Raw genomic sequence first — 18,068 nt, 5'->3', positions numbered from 1 at the left:
CCGGAAAGATCCCTCAGCCACGAGTGCGCCCGATGATGATTGGATGGACGTATGACTGATCGCACAAAGCCCGAGTTCGATGCCCCTACCGGCCCCGCTCCCGAGGAGCTCGTCATCCGCGACCTCATCGAGGGCGACGGCACCGAAGCGAAGCCCGGCGACACCGTCACCGTGCACTACGCCGGTGTCGAGTTCGACTCCGGTGAGGAGTTCGACTCCTCCTGGGGCCGTGGCGAGACCATCCAGTTCCCGTTGCGCGGCCTGATCCAGGGGTGGCAGGACGGCATCCCCGGCATGAAGGTCGGCGGACGACGCGAGCTGGTCATTCCGCCGCACCTCGCCTACGGCCCTGTCGGCGGCGGCCACTTCCTGTCCGGCAAGACCCTGATCTTCATCATCGATCTCGTCGCCGTCGGCTGACCGTCGCACGCGCACCGAAGCGCCTCGTCCCTTTGCGGGGGCGGGGCGCTTCATCGTGACGGCCACCTATCTGCATGCGCGGGAATATATGTCGATGAATGTAAGTTGGACCGAGTGATGCCGCGCACGCGGCCCCTGTCCCTCGCCGCAGCAGCGGCTGATCTCTCCAGAGGAGAAACCATGACCAGCATCGACATCCCCGGCTACCGCGCAGGCACCTGGGTGCTCGACCCCTCCCACAGCGAGGTGACGTTCAGCGTCCGTCACATGATGATCTCGAAGGTCCGTGGCACGTTCGGCGTCAAGAGCGCCACGCTCGTCGCGCCGGAGAACCCGCTGGAGGCCAAGGTCGAGGCAAGTGTGGACGTCACGTCCATCGACACGAACGACGAGGGCCGCGACGCCCACCTCCGTTCGGGCGACTTCTTCGACACCGAGAACTTCCCGACCATGGAGTTCGTCTCCACCGGCGCGCATGTCAAGGGCGACGAGCTGTTCGTCGACGGTGACCTGACGATCCGCGGCATCACCAAGCCGGTCAGCTTCGAGCTCGACTTCGGCGGTTTCGGCACCGACCCCTTCGGCAACTACAAGGCCGGCGCATCCGCCAAGACCGTGATCAACCGTGAGGACTTCGGCCTCACCTGGAACGCCGCTCTCGAGACCGGCGGCGTGCTCGTCGGCAAGGACGTCACGATCAGCCTCGACCTGCAGGGCGCTCTGCAGCAGGACTGACTTCTGCAGCAGGATTGAGCCGATCGCTCGCACGCGAACCCCGGGCCCCTCAGGGCTCGGGGTTCTCTGCGTCGTAGTCGTGGAATCGACGGTTGCGGCGGGCGAGCAGCGCGACCAGCGCGATCACGAGGATGCCGCCCAGAAGTGGGGGGAACCAGAGCGCGGTGACCGTCGCAAGGGTTCCGGCGTAGAGCGCGCCGACGCGCGGTCCGCCGGTCACCACGACGATGAAGACTCCCTGCAGGCGCCCGCGCATCGTGTCGGGGACCGCTGCCTGCATCATGGTGTTGCGGTAGATCGAGCTGACGTTGTCCGAGGCGCCGGAGAGGGCGAGAGCCACGCACGCCGCGACGATGAGGCCGATGTGCGGGGTGGTCTCGGAAGCCGATCCGGAGAAAGCCCCGATCAGAAGCACGACACCGAAGAGCAGGATCGCGGCGCCGTAGGCCTCGACGGCGCGCTCGATGCCGCGCCCGTGCCAGCGGTAGTGCACGACGCGACCGGAGAACAGGCTCGACGCGAACGTGCCGACCGCGACGGCGGCGGTCAGGATGCCGGTCGTCACGGCCCCTCCGCCGAGCAGGACGGTACCGAGGGCGGGGAAGAGCACGAGCGGCTGGCCGAAGGTCATCGCGATGATGTCGATGATGTACTGCATCCGGATGTTCCCGGCCCTGCGCAGGAACTGCCAGCCGTCGACGAGTGAGGCGAATCCCGGCTTCACGATGTCACCCTCGGGACGCAGCGCGGGAAGAGTCCACAGGCCGAGGAACATCGACAGCATCAGCACGACGTCGATCGTGTAGGTCCAGCCGTAGCCGGTGAGCGCCACCAGGATTCCCGCGAGGGCCGGCCCCGCCATCACGGTGACGCCGAACGCCACGCCGTTGAGAGCGGATGCCGCCGCGAGCATGTCGCGGGGGATGAGCCGCGGCACGATGGCGGTCCTGGTCGCCATCCCGACCGAGTTCGCCGCCGAGTTCAGCATGCTGAGGATGTAGAGCCACCAGATGGTCTCGAGACCCGACCAGGTGAGAGCCGCGAGGAGGGCGGTGGACGCGAAGGTCAGGGTCGCAGCGATCAGTGCGACCCGCCGGCGATCGAACGCGTCGGCGAGCATCCCGCCGTACAGTCCGGCCAGGATCATCGGGATGAGCCCGGCGACCGCGATCATCGACACCGCGAAGGTGCTCTCCGTGAGGGCGAACACGTGCAGCATGACGGTGACGATGGTCAGCTGGCCGCCGATGCCCGCCAGCGTCGACCCGATCCACATCCGTGCGAACGCGGGGCTCGATTTCAGCGGAGTGAGGTCGATGAGGTGTCCGCGGGACGCGCTCATTCGAAGACCCTCTGCTGCACCCTTCGAGCGTAGTCGCGCGAGGCGGTGGCCGGCTCGCTCCGCGTGTCGACCGGGGTGCTCGCCGACTGGTAGACTCTTCAGGTTGCCGTTTGATCGGCCGCGGATAAAGAGAGCCCTCGCATCAGGCGTCGGGCGCCGCGCAACGAACTGAAAGGGGATCCCATCTATGCCACTCGAGTCTGACGCCAAGAAGGCGATCATGGAAGAGTACGCGACGCACCCCGGTGACACCGGATCCCCCGAGGTGCAGGTCGCGATGCTGACGCAGCGCATCAAGGACCTCACCGAACACCTCAAGGAGCACAAGCACGACCACCACTCGCGTCGTGGCCTGTTCCTCATGGTGGGTCAGCGCCGTCGTCTGCTCGGCTACCTCCAGGACATCGACATCGAGCGTTACCGCAAGCTGATCGATCGTCTCGGACTCCGCCGCTAAGGCAGAGCGCCCCAGCGTACTTATCGCGCAGAACATTCTTGAGAAGGCCGTCCCACGGTGTGGGGCGGCCTTCGTCGTTCCCTGGCGGGGGTTGACGAGTCGGAAGGTTTCCATTAGGAAAGTAACTGAGCTTTCCACATGGAAAGAGAATGTCGAGGTCGTCATGGATCACCGGTCGATGCACGGTGTGGAACCGCTGGACCCACCATCTCCCGAGGTCGCCCGTCTCTATCTCGACCAGGTCGAAGCCGTGGAGCAACGTCGTGAGCGACGGATCGACCGGCGTGCGGTCGCATGGCAGACGATCCTCTCGGCAGCGGTGACTTCGGTCGTGATCACCGCCTATGTGTTCGTCTTCCGGACGGACTCCTCGGCCATCCACCCCCTGCTGTTCCTGATCATCATCATGAGTCAGATAAGCGCGGGGATGGGCGAACGTCATGGTCTGCAATGGCGCACTCCGCGATCCAAGGTGTGGTACGTGGTCCTCACGGTGGCGCTCGCCGTCGCGGTGATCGGTTCGTTCTTCTTCATCCTGCTGTCACCCGGCCACGGACCGCTCTGGGTGTCGTTCATCCCGGGCGCTCTCCTGCTGATCGGCTTCGGCGGGCTGGGACTGGTCCAGCTCTGGAAGGCACGGGGGAGTGAGCGGGTGGTCCGCGAACCGCGGGAGCCGCTTCCGCTCGCCACCAGGATCGCCACCGCCGTTCTGGGTCTGTTCCTGGGGGCCGCGGCGCTGTCGATCGGCATCCGAGACAACCTCGGCACATCGCTCGTGATGCTTGCGATGATGCTGATCATCATCGGCTGGTTCTTCGCGTGGACGACGGATGCGGGCCCCGCATCCCTCGGTCGCTACTGGCGCTGGCCGCAGTTCGCCGCCTACGGCGCTGGCATGGCAGTGATCATCTGGCTGAGCCTGCAGTCGGCCTATTCCGGCGAGGTGCCGATGCCGATCAGGGTCGGCGCGGGCGCACTCGTGGCGCTGCTGCTGATCGGATCCGCTCTCGTGCCGGAGTCGCATCGACGGACCCCGTCGAACGGGGCGAGCTGATGGGCTGCTCCCGATGACCGATCGTGCCGCCGAACCTCGGCGAGCCCATCCCCGCACCCGGCTGGACGACAACTTCTCCACGCCGATCCGGTTCTCCCTGATGGCGTCGCTCGCCGAGGGGATCGAACTCGACTTCGCCACGCTCGCCGAGATCCTGCAGGCGAGCGACTCGGCCCTGAGCAAGGCGATCTCGCATCTGCAGGATGCCGGCTACGTCACCGGCCGCAAGGGCAACCTGGGCTCTCGCCCGCGGACGTGGGTGCGTTCGACGGAGGCGGGGCTCAGCGCCTTCTCGGGACACCTGCGGGCCCTGCGCGAGATCGTCGAGCTCGGCGGGCAGCAGATGCCCTGATCTCTCAGGCGGGAGTGCCCAGCAGATCGGCGTGGTGGATCGCCGCCACGTCCGGGTGCGCGCGCAGGCGGGACTTCAAGGCGTTCTCGCCGTAGGTGGCGTGGATCGGGTTGCTCGGATCATCGGTGACGCCCGTGGCCTCGGCGGCCAGGTCGGCAGGGAGCTCGAGCAGCGGGAGCTGCTGGTCGAGCGCGGGGTTGAAGAAGAACGGGATCGAGATGCGCTCCTCCGGTGCGCGGGGCGAGATGACCCGATGATTCGTTGCTTTCAAATAACCTCCGGTGGCGTATTCGAGCAGCTCTCCGATGTTGACGACGAAGGCGCCGTCGACGGGAGGAGCGGACACCCATTCGCCGTCGCGCTCGACCTGGAGGCCGCGCTTCCCCGGCTCGACCCAGAGCAGCGTGAGCACACCGGAGTCCTTGTGCGCGCCCACGCCCTGCTGCGGCTCGGGCTCGTGGGATCCCGGGTAGCGCACGATCTTGATCAGGGTGGACGGGTCGCGGAAGGGCTCGTCGAAATAGGTCTCGTCCGCACCGAGGGTCAACGCCCACGTGCGCAGCAGTTTGCGGGCGATCGCGGTCAGTGTGTCGTGCCACTCGGTGACGACCTCCTGCAGCTCCGGCTGGGCCGCCGGCCAGAGGTTGGGACCGGTGAGGCGGTTGAAGGCGGGGCCGTCGTCGACCGGTTCGCGCTCCGGTCCGATGTCGATCTGCTCGCGCCAGTCGACCTTGCCCTGCGTCCGCTCGCCGCCGACGCGGGTGTAGCCGCGGAAATGCGGGCTTTTGACGTTCTCGATGGCGAGCTTGTCGGCCTCGGGCAGCGCGAAGAAGTCGAGGGCTGCCTGGTGGAGTCGCGCCTCCAGCTCGGGGGAGATGCCCGTGCCGGTGAGGTAGAAGAACCCGACGTCGTGCGTCGCAGCCCGGAGCTCGTCGCGGAATCGCGCGGCAGCTTCGGGTCCTTCGTCGAGCTGGGAGAAGTCGAGGATCGGGAGCGAGAGTTCAGCCATGGACCGAGGCTACGTCGGCTTCGCGCGGTCGGGGCGAGTGTTGCGTCGCGTTACCGCTCCCGATGCGACGCAATGGTTCGGCGTCTTCGCCCGGCGGTGCTAAAGTCTCGTGGGTAAGGGATGCCTTACCTCAATTCTTTCAGAGAGATCGTCCGTGCTCCCCACCTTCCTGATCGGCCTCCGCGAGGGCCTCGAAGCCGCCCTGGTCGTCGGCATCCTCGTCGCCTATCTCCGGCGGCTGGGTCGCCGTGATGCGCTGCCGAAGCTCTGGATCGGCGTGGGACTGGCGATCGCCCTCGCCCTGAGCATCGGTGCGGTGCTCACCTTCGGCGCCTACGCCCTCACCTTCCAGGCACAGGAGCTGCTCGGCGGCGGCCTGTCTCTGCTGGCGGTCGCGATGGTGACCTGGATGATCTTCTGGATGCAGCGGGCCGGACGCACGATGAAGGCGACGCTCGAGGGCGACCTGAAGCGCGCACTCACGGTCGGAGGGGTCTGGGCGCTCGTCCTCGTCGGGTTCGTGTCGGTCGCCCGGGAGGGCGTCGAGACCACCCTGCTGCTGTGGGCGATGGTGCAGGACTTCGATGGGGCACCGACCGCCCTGCTCGGTGCGTTGCTCGGCATCATCGTCGCCGTCGTGATCGGATGGTTGCTCTCCCGCGGTGCGGTGAAGCTCGACCTGCGTCGCTTCTTCGCCTGGACGGGCGGTTTCCTCGTCGTCGTCGCCGCGGGCGTGCTCGCCTACGCGCTCATGGATCTGCAGGAGGCGGGGGCTCTTCCCGGGCCCTTCACCGCCGCGGCGCCGGTCGATGCGGTCACCGGCGGCGTCGCCCACGGCTGGGCGGGTTTCCCGTTCGGCTGGGCGTTCGATGTCTCCTCGACCGTCGCTCCGGGTGGACCGCTGGCCGTGATCCTCCAGGCCACGGTCGGGTTCATGCCCGCGATGACGTGGCTCCAGGTCATCGCCTGGACCCTGTACATCTCGATCGTCGGCACCCTCTACGTCCGCGGCCTCCGCGCGAAGCAGCCCGCCGCACGGCCGGCACCGGCCGCTGTGGCCGACGAAACTCCGTCTCTCTCACAACAAGGAGCAGCATGACCACCTCCCTCCGGGTTCTCGCGGCACTCGCCGCGACCGGCGCCGCCGCCCTCGTCCTCAGCGGCTGCGTCGCCAAGAGCGACGTCGCCGCGGCCGATGCCTTCGACGTCTCGTCCACCGACAGCGACTGCGCCGTGTCGCAGACCACCGCGAAGAGCGGCACCCTCACGTTCCAGGTCTCCAACGACACCGACCAGGTGTCGGAGTTCTACCTCCTCGCCGAGGACGGTCTGCGCATCGTCGGCGAGGTGGAGAACATCGCACCCGCGGCATCTCGCACCCTCACCGTCGTCGCCCAGCCGGGCGACTACTTCACCCTTTGCAAGCCGGGCATGATCGGCGAGGGAGTCGGCAAGGCGGCCTTCACCGTCACCGGCGACCGCGTCGCGGTCGAAGGCCCCGACGCCGAGCAGAAGCAGAAGGCCGTCGACCTCTACGCCGCATTCGTGAAGGACCAGGTCGGTCAGCTCGTCCCGGCCGTCGAGGAGTTCGTCGCGGCCTACGAGTCGGGCGACGACGAGAAGGCGCGGGAGCTGTTCCCCCTCACGCGCGCCTACTACGAGCGGATCGAACCGGTCGCCGAGGCGCTGGGAGACCTCGATCCCCGCATCGACTACCGCGAGGTCGACGCCGTTGCTGAGGGCCTGGACTGGACCGGCTTCCACCGCATCGAGAAGGACCTGTGGGTTCCGGCGGCCGACGCGCTGAACGCAGACGGCGAGACCCCGGCCCGTCAGGACTGGGCGCCGTCGACGCCTCAGGAGCGGGCGGACTTCGGCGATCTGCTGCTGGCCGATGTGCAGGAGCTCTACGACTACGTGCACTCGGACGACTTCACGACGTCGTTGGAGGACCAGGGAATCGGCGGCATCTCGAACGGCGCCATCGCGCTGCTCGATGAGGTCGCGACCGGCAAGATCTCCGGCGAGGAGGACTGGTGGTCGGGGACCGACCTCTACGACTTCGCCGCGAACGTCGAGGGCTCGAAGATGGCGTTCTCGCTCGTGCAGGATTTCGCCCAGGCGCAGGGCGAAGACGGGAAGACGCTCGTGACCGAGATCGAAGCCGGCTACGCGGCGCTCGAGGAATCGCTCGCTGCACACGGCTCGCTGACCGACGGCTTCGTCGGCTACTCGCAGCTCACCGATGAGGACAAGCGCGAGTTCACCGACCTCATCAACGCCCTCGCTGAGCCGCTCTCACAGCTCACCGGCACCGTGCTCGAGTGAGAAGCCTCATCGGCTGACGAGATACGATCACGCACGTGAAAGAACAAGAAGCGGATGCCGCGCCGGAGGAATCGCCCGAGGGCGGTGCTCCGGCCGCGGCATCCGCTCCATCCGGTCTGAGCAGGCGAGGCCTGCTGGGTCTCGCGATCGGCGGCGGTGTCGCCGGGCTCGCCGTCGGCGTCGGCTCCGGCCTCGCCGGCGGCGTCGCGATCGGCCGCGCCGGGGCGAACGAGGACAGCAAGGTCGCCTACGAGTTCTTCGGTGCGCACCAGGCGGGCATCACGACCCCGGTGCAGGATCATCTGCACTTCGCGTCGTTCGACATGATGCCCAGGACCGATCGCGATGACCTGATGACGCTCCTGCAGGACTGGACGTACGCGGCGTCCCGAATGGTCCAGGGGCTCGATGTGAGCGCGACGGGCGCCGTCGGCGGCTCGGCGGAGGAGCCCCCGGACGACACGGGGGAGGCGCAGGGGCTGCCGGCCTCCGGCCTCACGATCACCTTCGGCTTCGGACCAGGACTGTTCGAGAACGAGGACGGCGACCGCTACGGCATCGCTGCGCGGCGTCCGCCGGGTCTGGAGCGGCTCCCGGCCTTCCTCGGCGACGATCTCGATCCGCAGACCTCGCACGGCGACCTCTGCATCCAGGCCTGCGCCGACGATCCGCAGGTCGCGGTCCACGCGATCCGCAACCTGAGCCGCATCGCGTTCGGCCGTGCGCGACTGCGCTGGTCGCAGCTCGGCTTCGGCAAGACCTCGCGCACCACGGCCGCGCAGGCGACGCCGCGCAACCTGTTCGGGTTCAAGGACGGTACGGCGAACATCCTCTCCGACGACGCCGAGGCGCTCGAGAAGCACGTCTGGGTGGGGGCCTCCGATGAGCCGGCTTGGATGGCGGGCGGCTCGTACCTCGTCGCCCGGAAGATCGCGATGCTGATCGAGACGTGGGACCGGGTGCGGCTGTCCGAGCAGGACACCATCGTCGGGCGTGACAAGGGCGAGGGGGCGCCGCTGTCCGGCGGCTCGGAGTCCACAGCCCCCGACTTCTCGGGCGCGGCGATCGATGCGAATGCGCACGTCAGACTGGCGCATCCCGACCAGAACGACGGTATCCGCATCCTCCGACGCGGCTACAACTACGTCGATGGCAACAACGACCTCGGACGCCTGGACGCAGGGCTGTTCTTCCTGTCCTACCAGCGTGATCCCGAGCAGTTCATCACTCTGCAGAGGCGCCTGTCGACAGACCGTCTGAACGAGTACATCCGGCACGTCGGATCGGGGATCTGGGCGGTACCGGCGGGAGCGACACCCGGGTCGTACATCGGGGCCGAGCTGTTCGCCTGATCAGTCGTCGAGCGCGTCCGCGACGAAGGACGCGATCGCATCCGCGCCGCCGTGGTCGTCCGCGGTGATCGTCACGACGGCGTCGCCTGCGAAGATCACGAGTTGTCCGTGGGCGCCGTGCAGCCGCCAGGCGCGACCCGGTCCGTCCCACCCGGCGAGGGCGTAGCGTTCGTACCCGGGGCTCTCGCCGCTGACGACCCAGTCGCTGTGCATCGCGTCGATCCAGCCGGCCGACACGATCGTCTCGTCGCGCCACCGGCCGCGGTCCCGGATGAGGCGGCCGACGCGCGCCAGCTCCTCCGTGCGGAGCGCGAGACCGCCACCGGCGACGATCCGCCCGTTCGGGCAGCGCTCCCAGACCGGGTCTTCGATGCCGAGCGGCGTGAACAGACGCGGGCGGAGATACTCGAGCACGTCGCCGACGCGCTCGGAGAGCACGCGCATCGCGGTGTAGGTGCTGGCGTTCGAGTATTGGAAGGTTCGGCCGTGAGTCGGGCGGCCGAGGAACTCGAGCGACAGATCCGGCCAGTCGGTCATCATGGTCTCCGACCAGGGAAGATCGATCCCGCTCGACATCGACAGCAGGTGGCGGAGGGTGACGTGCTCGACGCCTGCCCCCAGCTCGACGCCCGTCAGGGAGGTCGATACGGGGGTGTCGAGGTCCGCGCGGCCTTCGTCGGCGGCGATACCCGCGGCGAGGACGCAGACGGCCTTCGCGACCGAGTGGATGTCCTCGCGCACGTCGGCCGTCCAGCGGTGCTCGGCCGTGTCGTCGCCGATCAGGACGTGCAGGCCGTGAGCCCGGAACTGCGTGGCCGCGACCTCGGCCACGATACGGTCGCGGACGGTCAGCGCTCGGGTCATCCGATCAGGCTATCGCGGTCGGCGCGAGCCGGTCGGGTCGTTCCTGCGGCCCTTGCGCGCCGCGAGCTCGGGGTCGGCGAACAGCCACTTCGGCCGTGGTTCGATGAGCGGGCGGAACACCCGGCGCACAGGTTTGGTGGCCAGGGCGAGCGCGAGCACCACGGACAGCGCGGTCACCAGCGGCAACCAGAGCCACGTCGGCTCCAGGTCGCGGAGCGCACCCGACTCGCGGAACGGATAGAGCACGAACGAGTGCAGCAGGAAGACGTACATCGTGTACTGGCCGAAGTGGGTCCACCAGTAGGTCGAGCGGGGGATCAGGGCGAAGAAAGCAGCGCACAGCACGACCGCGAGCAGCATGAGCGCGAAGCGGAGTGCACCGGCCCACCACTCCTCACCACCGAGGTCGGCGTACGAGTCCTCGTAGAAGAGCCAGCGGCGCAGGTCGATCGTCTGCCACACCGGAAGCCAGTGCCAGGCCGCCCAGCCGGCGGCGGCGAGCACGGCGAGGGCTGAGCCGCGCACCCACCACGGGCGGAAGTCGAGCAGACGGAACGTGGCGACGATGTCCCGATCGCGGAGCCACCATCCCAGCGCGAAGAACGGCAGGAGACCGAGGGTGCGTGAGAGCGAGAACGTGCTGTCGACGTTGGGGAGGTATCCCACGCCGATCGAGATCACGACCGTCCAGAGCAGCGGCCAGCGGAGCAGCGCGAGGTAGGGGACGATCAGGCGGAAGATCCCCAGGGCGAGCAGGAACCACAGGGTCCACGAGGGCTTGGTGATGTTCGGACTCGCCTGGCCCTCGACGAGCCACTTCGTGAGCGTCCAGAGCACCTCGAAGATGACGTAGGGCACCAGGATGTCGGTGATGACCCTGGCCATCTGGGTCTTGGTCGGCGATCCGGACTTGGAGAAGTAGCCCGAGATGATGGCGAAGGCGGGCATGTGGAAGGCGTACAGCGCGAGATAGAACGCCAACGCGATGTCGGAGTCGTAGCTGAGCCGCTGGATGGCGTGCCCGAGCACGACCAGGACGATGCAGGCGTAGCGGGCGTTGTCCCAGAAGGGGACACGCCGCCGCGGCCGGGTGGTGGTCCCGGTCGCGGGGTCCGTCGGGGCCGCTGCTGCGTCGCTCATCCTTCGAGGCTACCGTCGGGAATAAAGTTGCCGGCAACGCGTTGACTCATATACATTCAAATGAATAGAAAAGGATGCGGAGCATCCGATTCGGAGAGCATGGAGCAATCATGAGCGAGCAGTCAGGCGCGCAGGCGATGCAGTTCGGCATCATGTCGGTCAGCGACATCACCCGCGACCCCACCACGGGCGTCACACCCAGCGAGCAGGAGCGGATCAAGGCGACGCTGACCATCGCCAAGCACGCGGAAGAGGTCGGTCTCGACGTCTTCGCCATCGGCGAGCACCACAACCCGCCGTTCTGGTCCTCCAGCCCCAGCACCTTCCTGGCCGCCCTGGCCGCGCAGACCGAGCGCCTCATCGTGTCCACGTCCACCACGTTGATCACGACGAACGATCCCGTGCGCATCGCCGAGGAGTACGCGATGCTGCAGCACGTGTCCGACGGCCGCATGGACCTCATGCTCGGTCGCGGCAACACCGGACCGGTGTACCCGTGGTTCGGACAGGACATCCGCCAGGGTCTGCCGCTCGCGATCGAGAACTACGCACTCCTGCACAAGCTGTGGCGGGAAGACGTCGTGGACTGGGAGGGCAAGTTCCGCACTCCGCTGCAGGGCTTCACCTCGACACCGCGGCCCCTCGACGGCATCGCGCCCTTCGTCTGGCATGGCTCGATCCGCACGCCCGAGATCGCGGAGCAGGCCGCGTACTACGGCGACGGCTTCTTCGCCAACAACATCTTCTGGCCGAAGGAGCACTACCAGCGGCTCATCGAGCTCTACCGCCAGCGCTACGCGCACTACGGACACGGCACGCCCGAGCAGGCGATCGTCGGTCTCGGCGGCCAGGTGTTCATGGCCGCGAACTCGCAGGACGCGGCGAACCAGTTCCGCCCGTACTTCGACAACGCGCCCGTCTACGGCCACGGTCCGAGCATGGAGGACTTCACCGAGATGACCCCGCTCACCGTCGGATCGCCGCAGCAGATCATCGACCGGTACGCCGCGATGCGCGAGCACTACGGCGACTATCAGCGCCAGCTGTTCCTCATCGACCACGCCGGTCTGCCGCTGAAGATCGTGCTCGAGCAGCTCGACATCCTCGGCGCGGAGGTCGTGCCCGTGCTCCGCAAGGAGCTGGCACAGGGGCGCCCGGCATCCGTTCCGGACGCACCGACCCACGCCGCTCGCGTGAAGGCGGAGTTCGGCGACGGACCCACGCGTCAGGCGCGACCCGGCGCCAACCGCGGCGACAACCTGACCGGGGATTCGCCCTACGAAGACACTCCGGCACCCGCCGGAGCGGCGTTCGGACTGAGCCGGAAGGGAGCCTGAGATGACACTGCGTCGGATCGCGGTCGTCTCCGCCGGGCTCTCCAACCCGTCCTCGACTCGAATGCTGGCCGACCGCCTCGCGGCCGAGACCGTGAAGGCCCTTCGACTGGCTCAGGGACCGGATGGAGAAGGCATCGAGGCGAGTGTCGATGTGATCGAGCTGCGCGATTACGCGCACGACATCACGAACAACCTGCTCACGGGTTTCGCCCCGCCCGCGCTGGAGACCGCCATCAACACAGTGGTCTCCGCCGACGCGCTGATCGCGGTGACGCCGATCTTCTCGACGAGCTACTCCGGCCTGTTCAAGTCGTTCATCGACGTGCTTGATCCGGACGCGCTCACGGGGAAGCCGGTGCTGATCGGCGCGAACGCGGGCACTGCCCGGCATTCGCTGGCGATCGACTACGCCATCCGTCCGCTCTTCGCCTACCTGCACGCCGATGCCGTGTCGACCGGCGTGTTCGCGGCGTCCAGCGACTGGGGCGGTGCGGGTGACGACGTCGCGCCGCTCGCCAAGCGTGTCGAGAAGGGCGCGAAGGAACTGGCCCAGTCGATCGCTCGTCGCGATGCCGCCACCGCGGCGGACCCGTACGACCCGGCGACCTACCTGGGCGAAGGTCGGTCCTTCGGTCACCTGCTGGGCGGTCTCGCGGGGGAGTGACGCGGCCGGTCCGTCGTGTCTGCGGTGAGGCTCTGATGATGCCCTTGCCGAATGTCCGACGGGGGTCCTACCGTGGGCCTCATGCCTTCGATCTCCTCGTCAGACGCTCTTCGCGACCGTCTGAGCGGTTCGCTGTTCCTTCCCGGCGATGTCGAGTACGAGGCGGCCAGGTGGCCGTGGAACCTCGCGATCGAACAGCACCCTGCCGCTGTCGCCGCACCCGCCGACGTCGCGGATCTGCGGCTGCTCTTCGACGCAGTCCGCGACTCGGACCTCCGGCTCGCGGTCCAGCCGAGTGGGCACGGCGCCTCCGGCGTTCTCGACGACGCGGTGATCGTGCGCACGGCGGCGTTCGACGAGCTTCACGTCGACGTCGATTCCGGGGTGCTCCGCGTGGGCAGCGGCGTGCGCTGGGGCGCGGTCGTCGCCGCGCTCGACGGCACCGGCTGGGCGGCTCCGGCCGGCACCAGCCCGGTGGTCAGCGTCGCCGGGTACAGCCTGAGCGGCGGTCACTCCTGGTTCAGCCGCACGGCCGGACTCGGCTCCGACAACCTGCGCGCCGCGTGGCTCCTGCGCCCCGACGGGACGCACGGCCGAGTCGACGACGACAGCGATCCCGAGCTGATGTGGGCGTTGCGCGGTGCGGGCGGAATCGTCGGGATCGTCACGGCCCTCGAGATCAACCTCGTCCGCGTACCCTCGCTGTGGGGCGCGGGTCTCACCTTCGATGTGTCGGACGCCGCTGCCGTGATCCGCGCCGTGCGCGACCTCGCAGCGGAGGCGCCGGCCTCGTTGAACGTCTTCATGAACTCGATGCGCATGCCTGACGTCCCTCAGCTGCCTGAGGAGATCCGGGGGAGAAGCTTCCTCGACGTGCAGGCGCTGTCCGTCGACGGCACCGCCGACGAGCTGATCGAGCGGGTGCGTCGCGCGGGCGCCGTGCGACGCGAGATCTCCGGCCCGACCTCTCAGGCCGCTCTCGCCGCCGCCTCCACCGAGCCGACCGAGCCGACCCCCGGCCGCGGGGCGTCGATGGCTCTCACGGCACTGGACGACGCGATGATCGATGCCCTGGTCGACTTCCGCGAGCTGCCGGAGCAGGCCCCGATCATGGGCATCGACATCCGGATGCTCGGCGGCGCGCTGAACGAGCCACGTCGAAGCGGCTTCGCATCCCTGGAATCCGTCGAGTGGCTGCTGCACGCCCTGGTCCCGGTGTTCCCCGGGGCGCCGAGCGAACCGGGCGACCGAAGCCTCGCGGGTTTCCGCGCTCTCCTGGGCCCCGCGGAGGCCGGCCGCATCGTGCCCACGTACCTCGAGCCCGGCCAGACGCTCGACCGCTGCGGCACCCCGGCCGAGATCGACAGGCTGCGGGCTGTCAGAGCCGTCGCCGATCCGGAGAAGCTGTTGCACGAGGGACGTCTTCCCCGCTGAGGGCTCGGTTCACGGCGGCTAGTCGCGGTTCCATCGATACTCCGTCTCCGGTCGTCCTCGGGTGCCGTAGCGGGCCGAGCGCACGATGACACCTTCCGCGACGAGGTGCTCGAGGTAGCGGCGCACCGACACGCGGGACATCCCGAGCCGCTCTGCCGCCTCGCTCGCCGAGAGCGGGCCGACGGTGCGCAGCGCAGCGCTGACCTTCTCCAACGACCCCGACGACAGCCCCTTCGGAAGCGCGATCGCGCCCGTCGCCCGTCCGAGCAGAGCGTCGATCTCGGACTGCGTCGCCGCGCCCTCCGTCGACCGTGCCTGGTCGTGATGCGTCCGGAACTGCGCCATCCGCTCGGCGAAGACGGCGAACGGAAACGGCTTCACCAGGTATTGGAAGACACCGAGCGTCGCCATCTGCCGCACGGTGTCGGCATCGCGGACGCCCGTGATGGCGATCACGTCGACGGATGCCGCGCGGGCGCGCAGCGCGCGGAGCACGTCGATGCCCGATCCGTCCGGCATCGTGATGTCGAGCAGCACGAGGTCGAAGCCGGTCGGGCCCTCGCGATCCAGGACCGCGCTCACGGCGGCGCGTGCCCCGCTGCACTCGCCGGAGACGACGAATCCGTCCAGGCGCGCCACGTAGTCGCGGTGCAGCTCCAGGGTCAGCGCGTCGTCGTCGACCAGCAACACGCGGATCACGATCCCTGCCTCCGAGTGCCGGTCGCCGCGGGGAGAACGACTCGGAATGTGGTCGGGTCGGTGCTCACGGTGACATCGCCTCCCGCTCCGGTCACCACCGAACGCACGAGTGCGAGGCCGACTCCGCGTCCCTGAGCACCGGCAGGCTTGGTCGAGAACCCCTGCGCGAAGATCTGCTCGCGCAAGGCCGGCGGAACACCGGGGCCGCTGTCCGACACCTCGAGCACGATCCCGCCGTCCGCGGCGGAATTCAGCGAGACCTCGACCCAGCGGTCGGCCGAGTCGGCGGCCGCATCCATGGCGTTGTCCACCAGGTTCCCGAGCACCGAGACGCTGTCGACGGTGGACAGCGGAGATCGAGGCGCGTCAGGGTCGAGGTGCAGCCGCCAGTCGATCCCGCGCTCCTTCGCCTGTGAGGCCTTCCCGAGCAGCAGTGCGCCGACGGCGGGATCGCCGTGCCGTCGTGCCGTGACCTGGTCGACGAGCGACTGGCTCTGCCGCGACGTCTCGGTGAGGATCTCGATCGCTTCGTCGCGCCGACCGAGCTCGAGCAGGGCGACGGCGGTGTGCATCCGATTCCCGTGCTCGTGGGTCTGTGCGCGCAGCGCCTCGCCGAGGGTGCGGATCGATTCGTACGACGACACCGCATCGCGCACCTGCCCGGGTGGAAGATCGCCCGCGATGCGTCGCGTGGCCCGTCGTGCGATCAGAGCGCCGCCGGCCCCGAGCGCGATCAGACCCGCCGTGATCCCGAGCGTGAGGGGGAGCCGTCGGACCAGCGTCTCGGTGATCGACTCGGTGGTCACTCCCGCCGCCACCCAGCCGATGAGTGCCCCGCCGGCGTCACGCACCGGCACGATCGTCCGGACGGATGGTCCGAGGGTGCCGGTGAACTCCTCTGTGAGGGCGCGAGGCTCGTCGGGGATCGTGCCCAGGTACTGACCGCCGATCTGCTCGGGGTCGGGGTGCGTCACGCGCGTCCCCTCCACGGTCATGACGGTGATGAAGTCGAGTCCGGCGTCGTCGACGACGTTGGTCGCGTACGGCTCGAGCAGTCGCGTGGCGCGCGCCTCGTCACCGGCACCCAGCGCCGATACCGCGTCGGGGGATGACGCGAGGGCGATGGCGGTGGCCGCCGTGACCCGCTCGGCCTCGGCTCGGATGGCGCGCTGCGCCTCGACCACGAGATAGACGGCGACGAGTGCGCCGATGACGACGGCTGCCACAAGGAGCACGGCGAAGACGCGGGAGGCGGCGCTGCGGCTTCCTGGCACAGGTGCCATCGCATCCCTCCGGTCGTCGGTGCTCGGTAGTGACCAATACGACCACAAATCGCGTCGCCGTGGGAAGTCGGCGACGGTGAGGGTGATCGGCGACGCGGAAGCCGCCGCACATGACACGACGACGTTCATGATCGAGGAGGAAACATGGCCATTACAACGGGTTTCAGTCTGCCGGGCTTCAACTGGCGGCGCGGCAAGCATTCCTGGGACCGGCACACCTGGCTGTACGTGTCGGTGATCATCGCCGTCGTGCTCGGTGCGCTGGTCGGGCTCATCTGGCCCGAGGTCGGTCAGAGCTTCGAGCCGATCGGCAAGGGGTTCGTCGCGCTGATCAAGATGATGATCGCGCCGATCATCTTCTGCACCATCGTGGTGGGGGTCGGATCCATCGCGAAAGCGGCCACCGTCGGGAAGATCGGCGGTCTGGCGCTGCTGTACTTCATGGTGATGTCGACCTTCGCCCTCGCGATCGGCCTGGTCGTCGGCAACATCATCCACCCGGGCGCGGGCCTGGACATGGCCGGCTCCTCGTATGAGGCGGAGGGCGAGGCGAAGACGACGCAGGAGTTCATCCTCGGCATCATCCCCGCGACATTCTTCTCGGCCTTCACGGGCGAGAGCGTGCTGCAGGTCCTGTTCATCGCGCTTCTCGTCGGCTTCGCGCTGCAGGGACTCGGCGAGCGGGGCGCCCCGATCATGGACGCGGTGAAGCAGCTTCAGAAGCTGGTGTTCCGCATTCTCGGCATGATCCTGTGGCTCGCGCCACTCGGTGCGTTCGGAGCCATCGCCGCAGTCGTCGGCAAGACGGGCGTCGCGGCGATCTGGAGCCTCGGCATCCTGATGATCGCCTTCTACATCACGTGCATCGTGTTCATCGTGGTGGTGCTGGGCGCCCTGCTCTTCGCGGTCACCCGGGTCAACATCTTCTCGCTGATCAAGTATCTGGCCCGCGAGTACCTGCTGATCGTCGGGACGTCCTCCTCGGAGTCCGCGCTGCCTCGCCTGATCGCGAAGATGGAGCACGTCGGCGTTTCCAAGCCCGTCGTCGGCATCACTGTTCCGACCGGCTACTCGTTCAACCTCGACGGCACGGCGATCTACCTGACGATGGCGTCGCTCTTCATCGCGACGGGCATGGGGCAGCCGATGTCGATCGGCGAGCAGATCGGCCTGCTGGTCTTCATGATCATCGCGAGCAAGGGAGCAGCCGGAGTCACCGGAGCGGGACTCGCAACCCTGGCCGGCGGCCTTCAGGCCTACCGCCCCGACCTGGTCGACGGCGTTGGCGTGATCGTCGGGATCGACCGCTTCATGTCGGAGGGCCGCGCCCTGACGAACTTCACCGGCAACGCGGTGGCCACACTCCTCATCGGCACCTGGACGAAGCAGATCGACCGCGATCGCGTCGGCCGGGTGCTCAGCGGAGAGCTTCCCTTCGACGAGTCGCTGATGGACGGCGTAGACGGACACGGGATGTCCGACGCACCGCACGCTGCAGGAGTGCAGGAGCTCAGCGAATCGGCGGTCGCGGAGATGACGGCGAAGGAGCAGCGGGCGAGGGATCGCGCAGCGCAGGTCTGAATCACGCAGAACCTGGA

Annotated in this window: 18 protein-coding genes; 12 read left to right on the top strand and 6 right to left on the bottom strand. The window is 68.2% G+C overall.

Annotated features, from left to right (window positions below; translation table 11 throughout):
• The first annotated feature begins 51 nt into the window (after positions 1 to 51).
• Both QFZ21_RS03875 and QFZ21_RS03870 read left to right on the top strand, forming a co-directional pair.
• Positions 52 to 420 carry an FKBP-type peptidyl-prolyl cis-trans isomerase gene (locus tag QFZ21_RS03875; protein WP_307374609.1) on the top strand — a complete coding sequence of 123 codons (369 nt, stop codon included), beginning with the start codon at positions 52 to 54 and terminating at the stop codon, positions 418 to 420.
• A gap of 180 nt (positions 421 to 600) precedes the next feature.
• A complete protein-coding gene (locus QFZ21_RS03870; RefSeq protein ID WP_307374607.1) occupies positions 601 to 1,155 on the top strand; it encodes a YceI family protein in 555 nt (184 codons plus the stop codon).
• Between the two features lie 49 nt (positions 1,156 to 1,204).
• On the opposite strand, the gene QFZ21_RS03865 is transcribed toward QFZ21_RS03870, so the two are convergent.
• Positions 1,205 to 2,497 carry an MFS transporter gene (locus QFZ21_RS03865; RefSeq protein ID WP_307374605.1) on the bottom strand — a complete coding sequence of 431 codons (1,293 nt, stop codon included), beginning with the start codon at positions 2,495 to 2,497 and terminating at the stop codon, positions 1,205 to 1,207.
• 187 nt (positions 2,498 to 2,684) lie between these two features.
• Here QFZ21_RS03865 and rpsO point away from each other — a divergent pair, with 187 nt between their 5' ends.
• From rpsO to QFZ21_RS03850, 3 genes are all read left to right on the top strand, one after another.
• Complete coding sequence (gene rpsO, locus QFZ21_RS03860; protein ID WP_307374603.1) at positions 2,685 to 2,954, top strand: 30S ribosomal protein S15; 270 nt, start codon at positions 2,685 to 2,687, stop codon at positions 2,952 to 2,954.
• A 178-nt stretch (positions 2,955 to 3,132) separates the two neighbouring features.
• Positions 3,133 to 4,008, top strand: a complete 876-nt coding sequence (locus QFZ21_RS03855; protein WP_307374602.1) for a hypothetical protein — start codon at positions 3,133 to 3,135, stop codon at positions 4,006 to 4,008.
• Between the two features lie 13 nt (positions 4,009 to 4,021).
• Positions 4,022 to 4,360, top strand: a complete 339-nt coding sequence (locus tag QFZ21_RS03850; RefSeq protein WP_307374600.1) for a transcriptional regulator — start codon at positions 4,022 to 4,024, stop codon at positions 4,358 to 4,360.
• A gap of 4 nt (positions 4,361 to 4,364) precedes the next feature.
• Here the strand turns inward: QFZ21_RS03850 and QFZ21_RS03845 are convergent, their stop codons facing one another.
• Positions 4,365 to 5,369 (bottom strand): isopenicillin N synthase family oxygenase, encoded by a 1,005-nt coding sequence (locus QFZ21_RS03845; protein ID WP_307374598.1) that lies wholly within the window; start codon positions 5,367 to 5,369, stop codon positions 4,365 to 4,367.
• Positions 5,370 to 5,523: 154 nt separating this feature from the next.
• On the opposite strand from QFZ21_RS03845, the gene efeU reads away from it, so the two are divergent.
• From efeU to efeB, 3 genes are read left to right on the top strand one after another with little or no spacing between them, the layout of a single operon-like run.
• Positions 5,524 to 6,468: an iron uptake transporter permease EfeU gene (gene efeU, locus QFZ21_RS03840; protein WP_307374596.1), complete on the top strand. Its 945-nt coding sequence runs from the start codon at positions 5,524 to 5,526 to the stop codon at positions 6,466 to 6,468.
• Positions 6,465 to 7,697: an iron uptake system protein EfeO gene (efeO, locus tag QFZ21_RS03835; protein WP_307374595.1), complete on the top strand. Its 1,233-nt coding sequence runs from the start codon at positions 6,465 to 6,467 to the stop codon at positions 7,695 to 7,697. Before efeU ends, efeO begins: the two co-directional genes overlap by 4 nt.
• A 35-nt stretch (positions 7,698 to 7,732) precedes the next feature.
• A complete protein-coding gene (gene efeB / locus QFZ21_RS03830) occupies positions 7,733 to 9,049 on the top strand; it encodes an iron uptake transporter deferrochelatase/peroxidase subunit (protein ID WP_307374593.1) in 1,317 nt (438 codons plus the stop codon).
• Here efeB and QFZ21_RS03825 read toward each other — a convergent pair whose 3' ends face one another.
• Both QFZ21_RS03825 and QFZ21_RS03820 read right to left on the bottom strand, forming a co-directional pair.
• Entirely contained in the window at positions 9,050 to 9,913 is an 864-nt protein-coding gene (locus tag QFZ21_RS03825) for a serine hydrolase (RefSeq protein WP_307374591.1), read from the bottom strand. It lies immediately after the preceding gene.
• 9 nt (positions 9,914 to 9,922) lie between these two features.
• A complete protein-coding gene (locus QFZ21_RS03820) occupies positions 9,923 to 11,053 on the bottom strand; it encodes an acyltransferase family protein (protein ID WP_307374589.1) in 1,131 nt (376 codons plus the stop codon).
• A 110-nt stretch (positions 11,054 to 11,163) separates the two neighbouring features.
• On the opposite strand from QFZ21_RS03820, the gene QFZ21_RS03815 reads away from it, so the two are divergent.
• The 3 genes from QFZ21_RS03815 to QFZ21_RS03805 all read left to right on the top strand — a co-directional run bounded on the left by QFZ21_RS03815 (position 11,164) and on the right by QFZ21_RS03805 (position 14,488).
• A complete protein-coding gene (locus QFZ21_RS03815) occupies positions 11,164 to 12,390 on the top strand; it encodes an LLM class flavin-dependent oxidoreductase (RefSeq protein ID WP_307374587.1) in 1,227 nt (408 codons plus the stop codon).
• Between the two features lies 1 nt (position 12,391).
• Entirely contained in the window at positions 12,392 to 13,054 is a 663-nt protein-coding gene (locus QFZ21_RS03810) for an FMN reductase (RefSeq protein ID WP_307374586.1), read from the top strand.
• A gap of 81 nt (positions 13,055 to 13,135) precedes the next feature.
• Positions 13,136 to 14,488, top strand: a complete 1,353-nt coding sequence (locus QFZ21_RS03805) for an FAD-binding oxidoreductase (protein ID WP_307374584.1) — start codon at positions 13,136 to 13,138, stop codon at positions 14,486 to 14,488.
• A gap of 18 nt (positions 14,489 to 14,506) precedes the next feature.
• On the opposite strand, the gene QFZ21_RS03800 is transcribed toward QFZ21_RS03805, so the two are convergent.
• Both QFZ21_RS03800 and QFZ21_RS03795 read right to left on the bottom strand, forming a co-directional pair.
• Positions 14,507 to 15,187 (bottom strand): response regulator, encoded by a 681-nt coding sequence (locus QFZ21_RS03800; RefSeq protein WP_307374582.1) that lies wholly within the window; start codon positions 15,185 to 15,187, stop codon positions 14,507 to 14,509.
• Positions 15,184 to 16,470 carry an ATP-binding protein gene (locus tag QFZ21_RS03795; protein WP_307374580.1) on the bottom strand — a complete coding sequence of 429 codons (1,287 nt, stop codon included), beginning with the start codon at positions 16,468 to 16,470 and terminating at the stop codon, positions 15,184 to 15,186. The genes QFZ21_RS03800 and QFZ21_RS03795 overlap by 4 nt, the downstream gene beginning before the upstream one ends.
• A gap of 144 nt (positions 16,471 to 16,614) precedes the next feature.
• Here QFZ21_RS03795 and QFZ21_RS03790 point away from each other — a divergent pair, with 144 nt between their 5' ends.
• The gene (locus tag QFZ21_RS03790) at positions 16,615 to 18,051 is read left to right on the top strand and encodes a cation:dicarboxylate symporter family transporter (RefSeq protein ID WP_307374578.1); all 1,437 of its coding nucleotides are present in this window, start codon (positions 16,615 to 16,617) and stop codon (positions 18,049 to 18,051) included.
• Positions 18,052 to 18,068: the final 17 nt, after the last annotated feature.

It is taken from the genome of Microbacterium sp. W4I20, from assembly GCF_030816505.1.
Taxonomy (GTDB): domain Bacteria; phylum Actinomycetota; class Actinomycetes; order Actinomycetales; family Microbacteriaceae; genus Microbacterium.
Note: the sequence above shows the minus strand (reverse complement) of the source record. Positions and strands in the feature narration are given on the sequence as shown.

Excerpts from the sequence above, each read along its gene's own strand:
- QFZ21_RS03875 (WP_307374609.1), top strand. The coding sequence starts at position 52 with ATGACTGATCGCACAAAGCCCGAGTTCGATGCCCCTACCGGCCCCGCT.
- QFZ21_RS03870 (WP_307374607.1), top strand. The coding sequence starts at position 601 with ATGACCAGCATCGACATCCCCGGCTACCGCGCAGGCACCTGGGTGCTC.
- QFZ21_RS03865 (WP_307374605.1), bottom strand. The coding sequence starts at position 2,497 with ATGAGCGCGTCCCGCGGACACCTCATCGACCTCACTCCGCTGAAATCG.
- rpsO (WP_307374603.1), top strand. The coding sequence starts at position 2,685 with ATGCCACTCGAGTCTGACGCCAAGAAGGCGATCATGGAAGAGTACGCG.
- QFZ21_RS03855 (WP_307374602.1), top strand. The coding sequence starts at position 3,133 with ATGCACGGTGTGGAACCGCTGGACCCACCATCTCCCGAGGTCGCCCGT.
- QFZ21_RS03850 (WP_307374600.1), top strand. The coding sequence starts at position 4,022 with ATGACCGATCGTGCCGCCGAACCTCGGCGAGCCCATCCCCGCACCCGG.
- QFZ21_RS03845 (WP_307374598.1), bottom strand. The coding sequence starts at position 5,369 with ATGGCTGAACTCTCGCTCCCGATCCTCGACTTCTCCCAGCTCGACGAA.
- efeO (WP_307374595.1), top strand. The coding sequence starts at position 6,465 with ATGACCACCTCCCTCCGGGTTCTCGCGGCACTCGCCGCGACCGGCGCC.
- QFZ21_RS03825 (WP_307374591.1), bottom strand. The coding sequence starts at position 9,913 with ATGACCCGAGCGCTGACCGTCCGCGACCGTATCGTGGCCGAGGTCGCG.
- QFZ21_RS03820 (WP_307374589.1), bottom strand. The coding sequence starts at position 11,053 with ATGAGCGACGCAGCAGCGGCCCCGACGGACCCCGCGACCGGGACCACC.
- QFZ21_RS03815 (WP_307374587.1), top strand. The coding sequence starts at position 11,164 with ATGAGCGAGCAGTCAGGCGCGCAGGCGATGCAGTTCGGCATCATGTCG.
- QFZ21_RS03810 (WP_307374586.1), top strand. The coding sequence starts at position 12,392 with ATGACACTGCGTCGGATCGCGGTCGTCTCCGCCGGGCTCTCCAACCCG.
- QFZ21_RS03805 (WP_307374584.1), top strand. The coding sequence starts at position 13,136 with ATGCCTTCGATCTCCTCGTCAGACGCTCTTCGCGACCGTCTGAGCGGT.
- QFZ21_RS03795 (WP_307374580.1), bottom strand. The coding sequence starts at position 16,470 with ATGGCACCTGTGCCAGGAAGCCGCAGCGCCGCCTCCCGCGTCTTCGCC.
- QFZ21_RS03790 (WP_307374578.1), top strand. The coding sequence starts at position 16,615 with ATGGCCATTACAACGGGTTTCAGTCTGCCGGGCTTCAACTGGCGGCGC.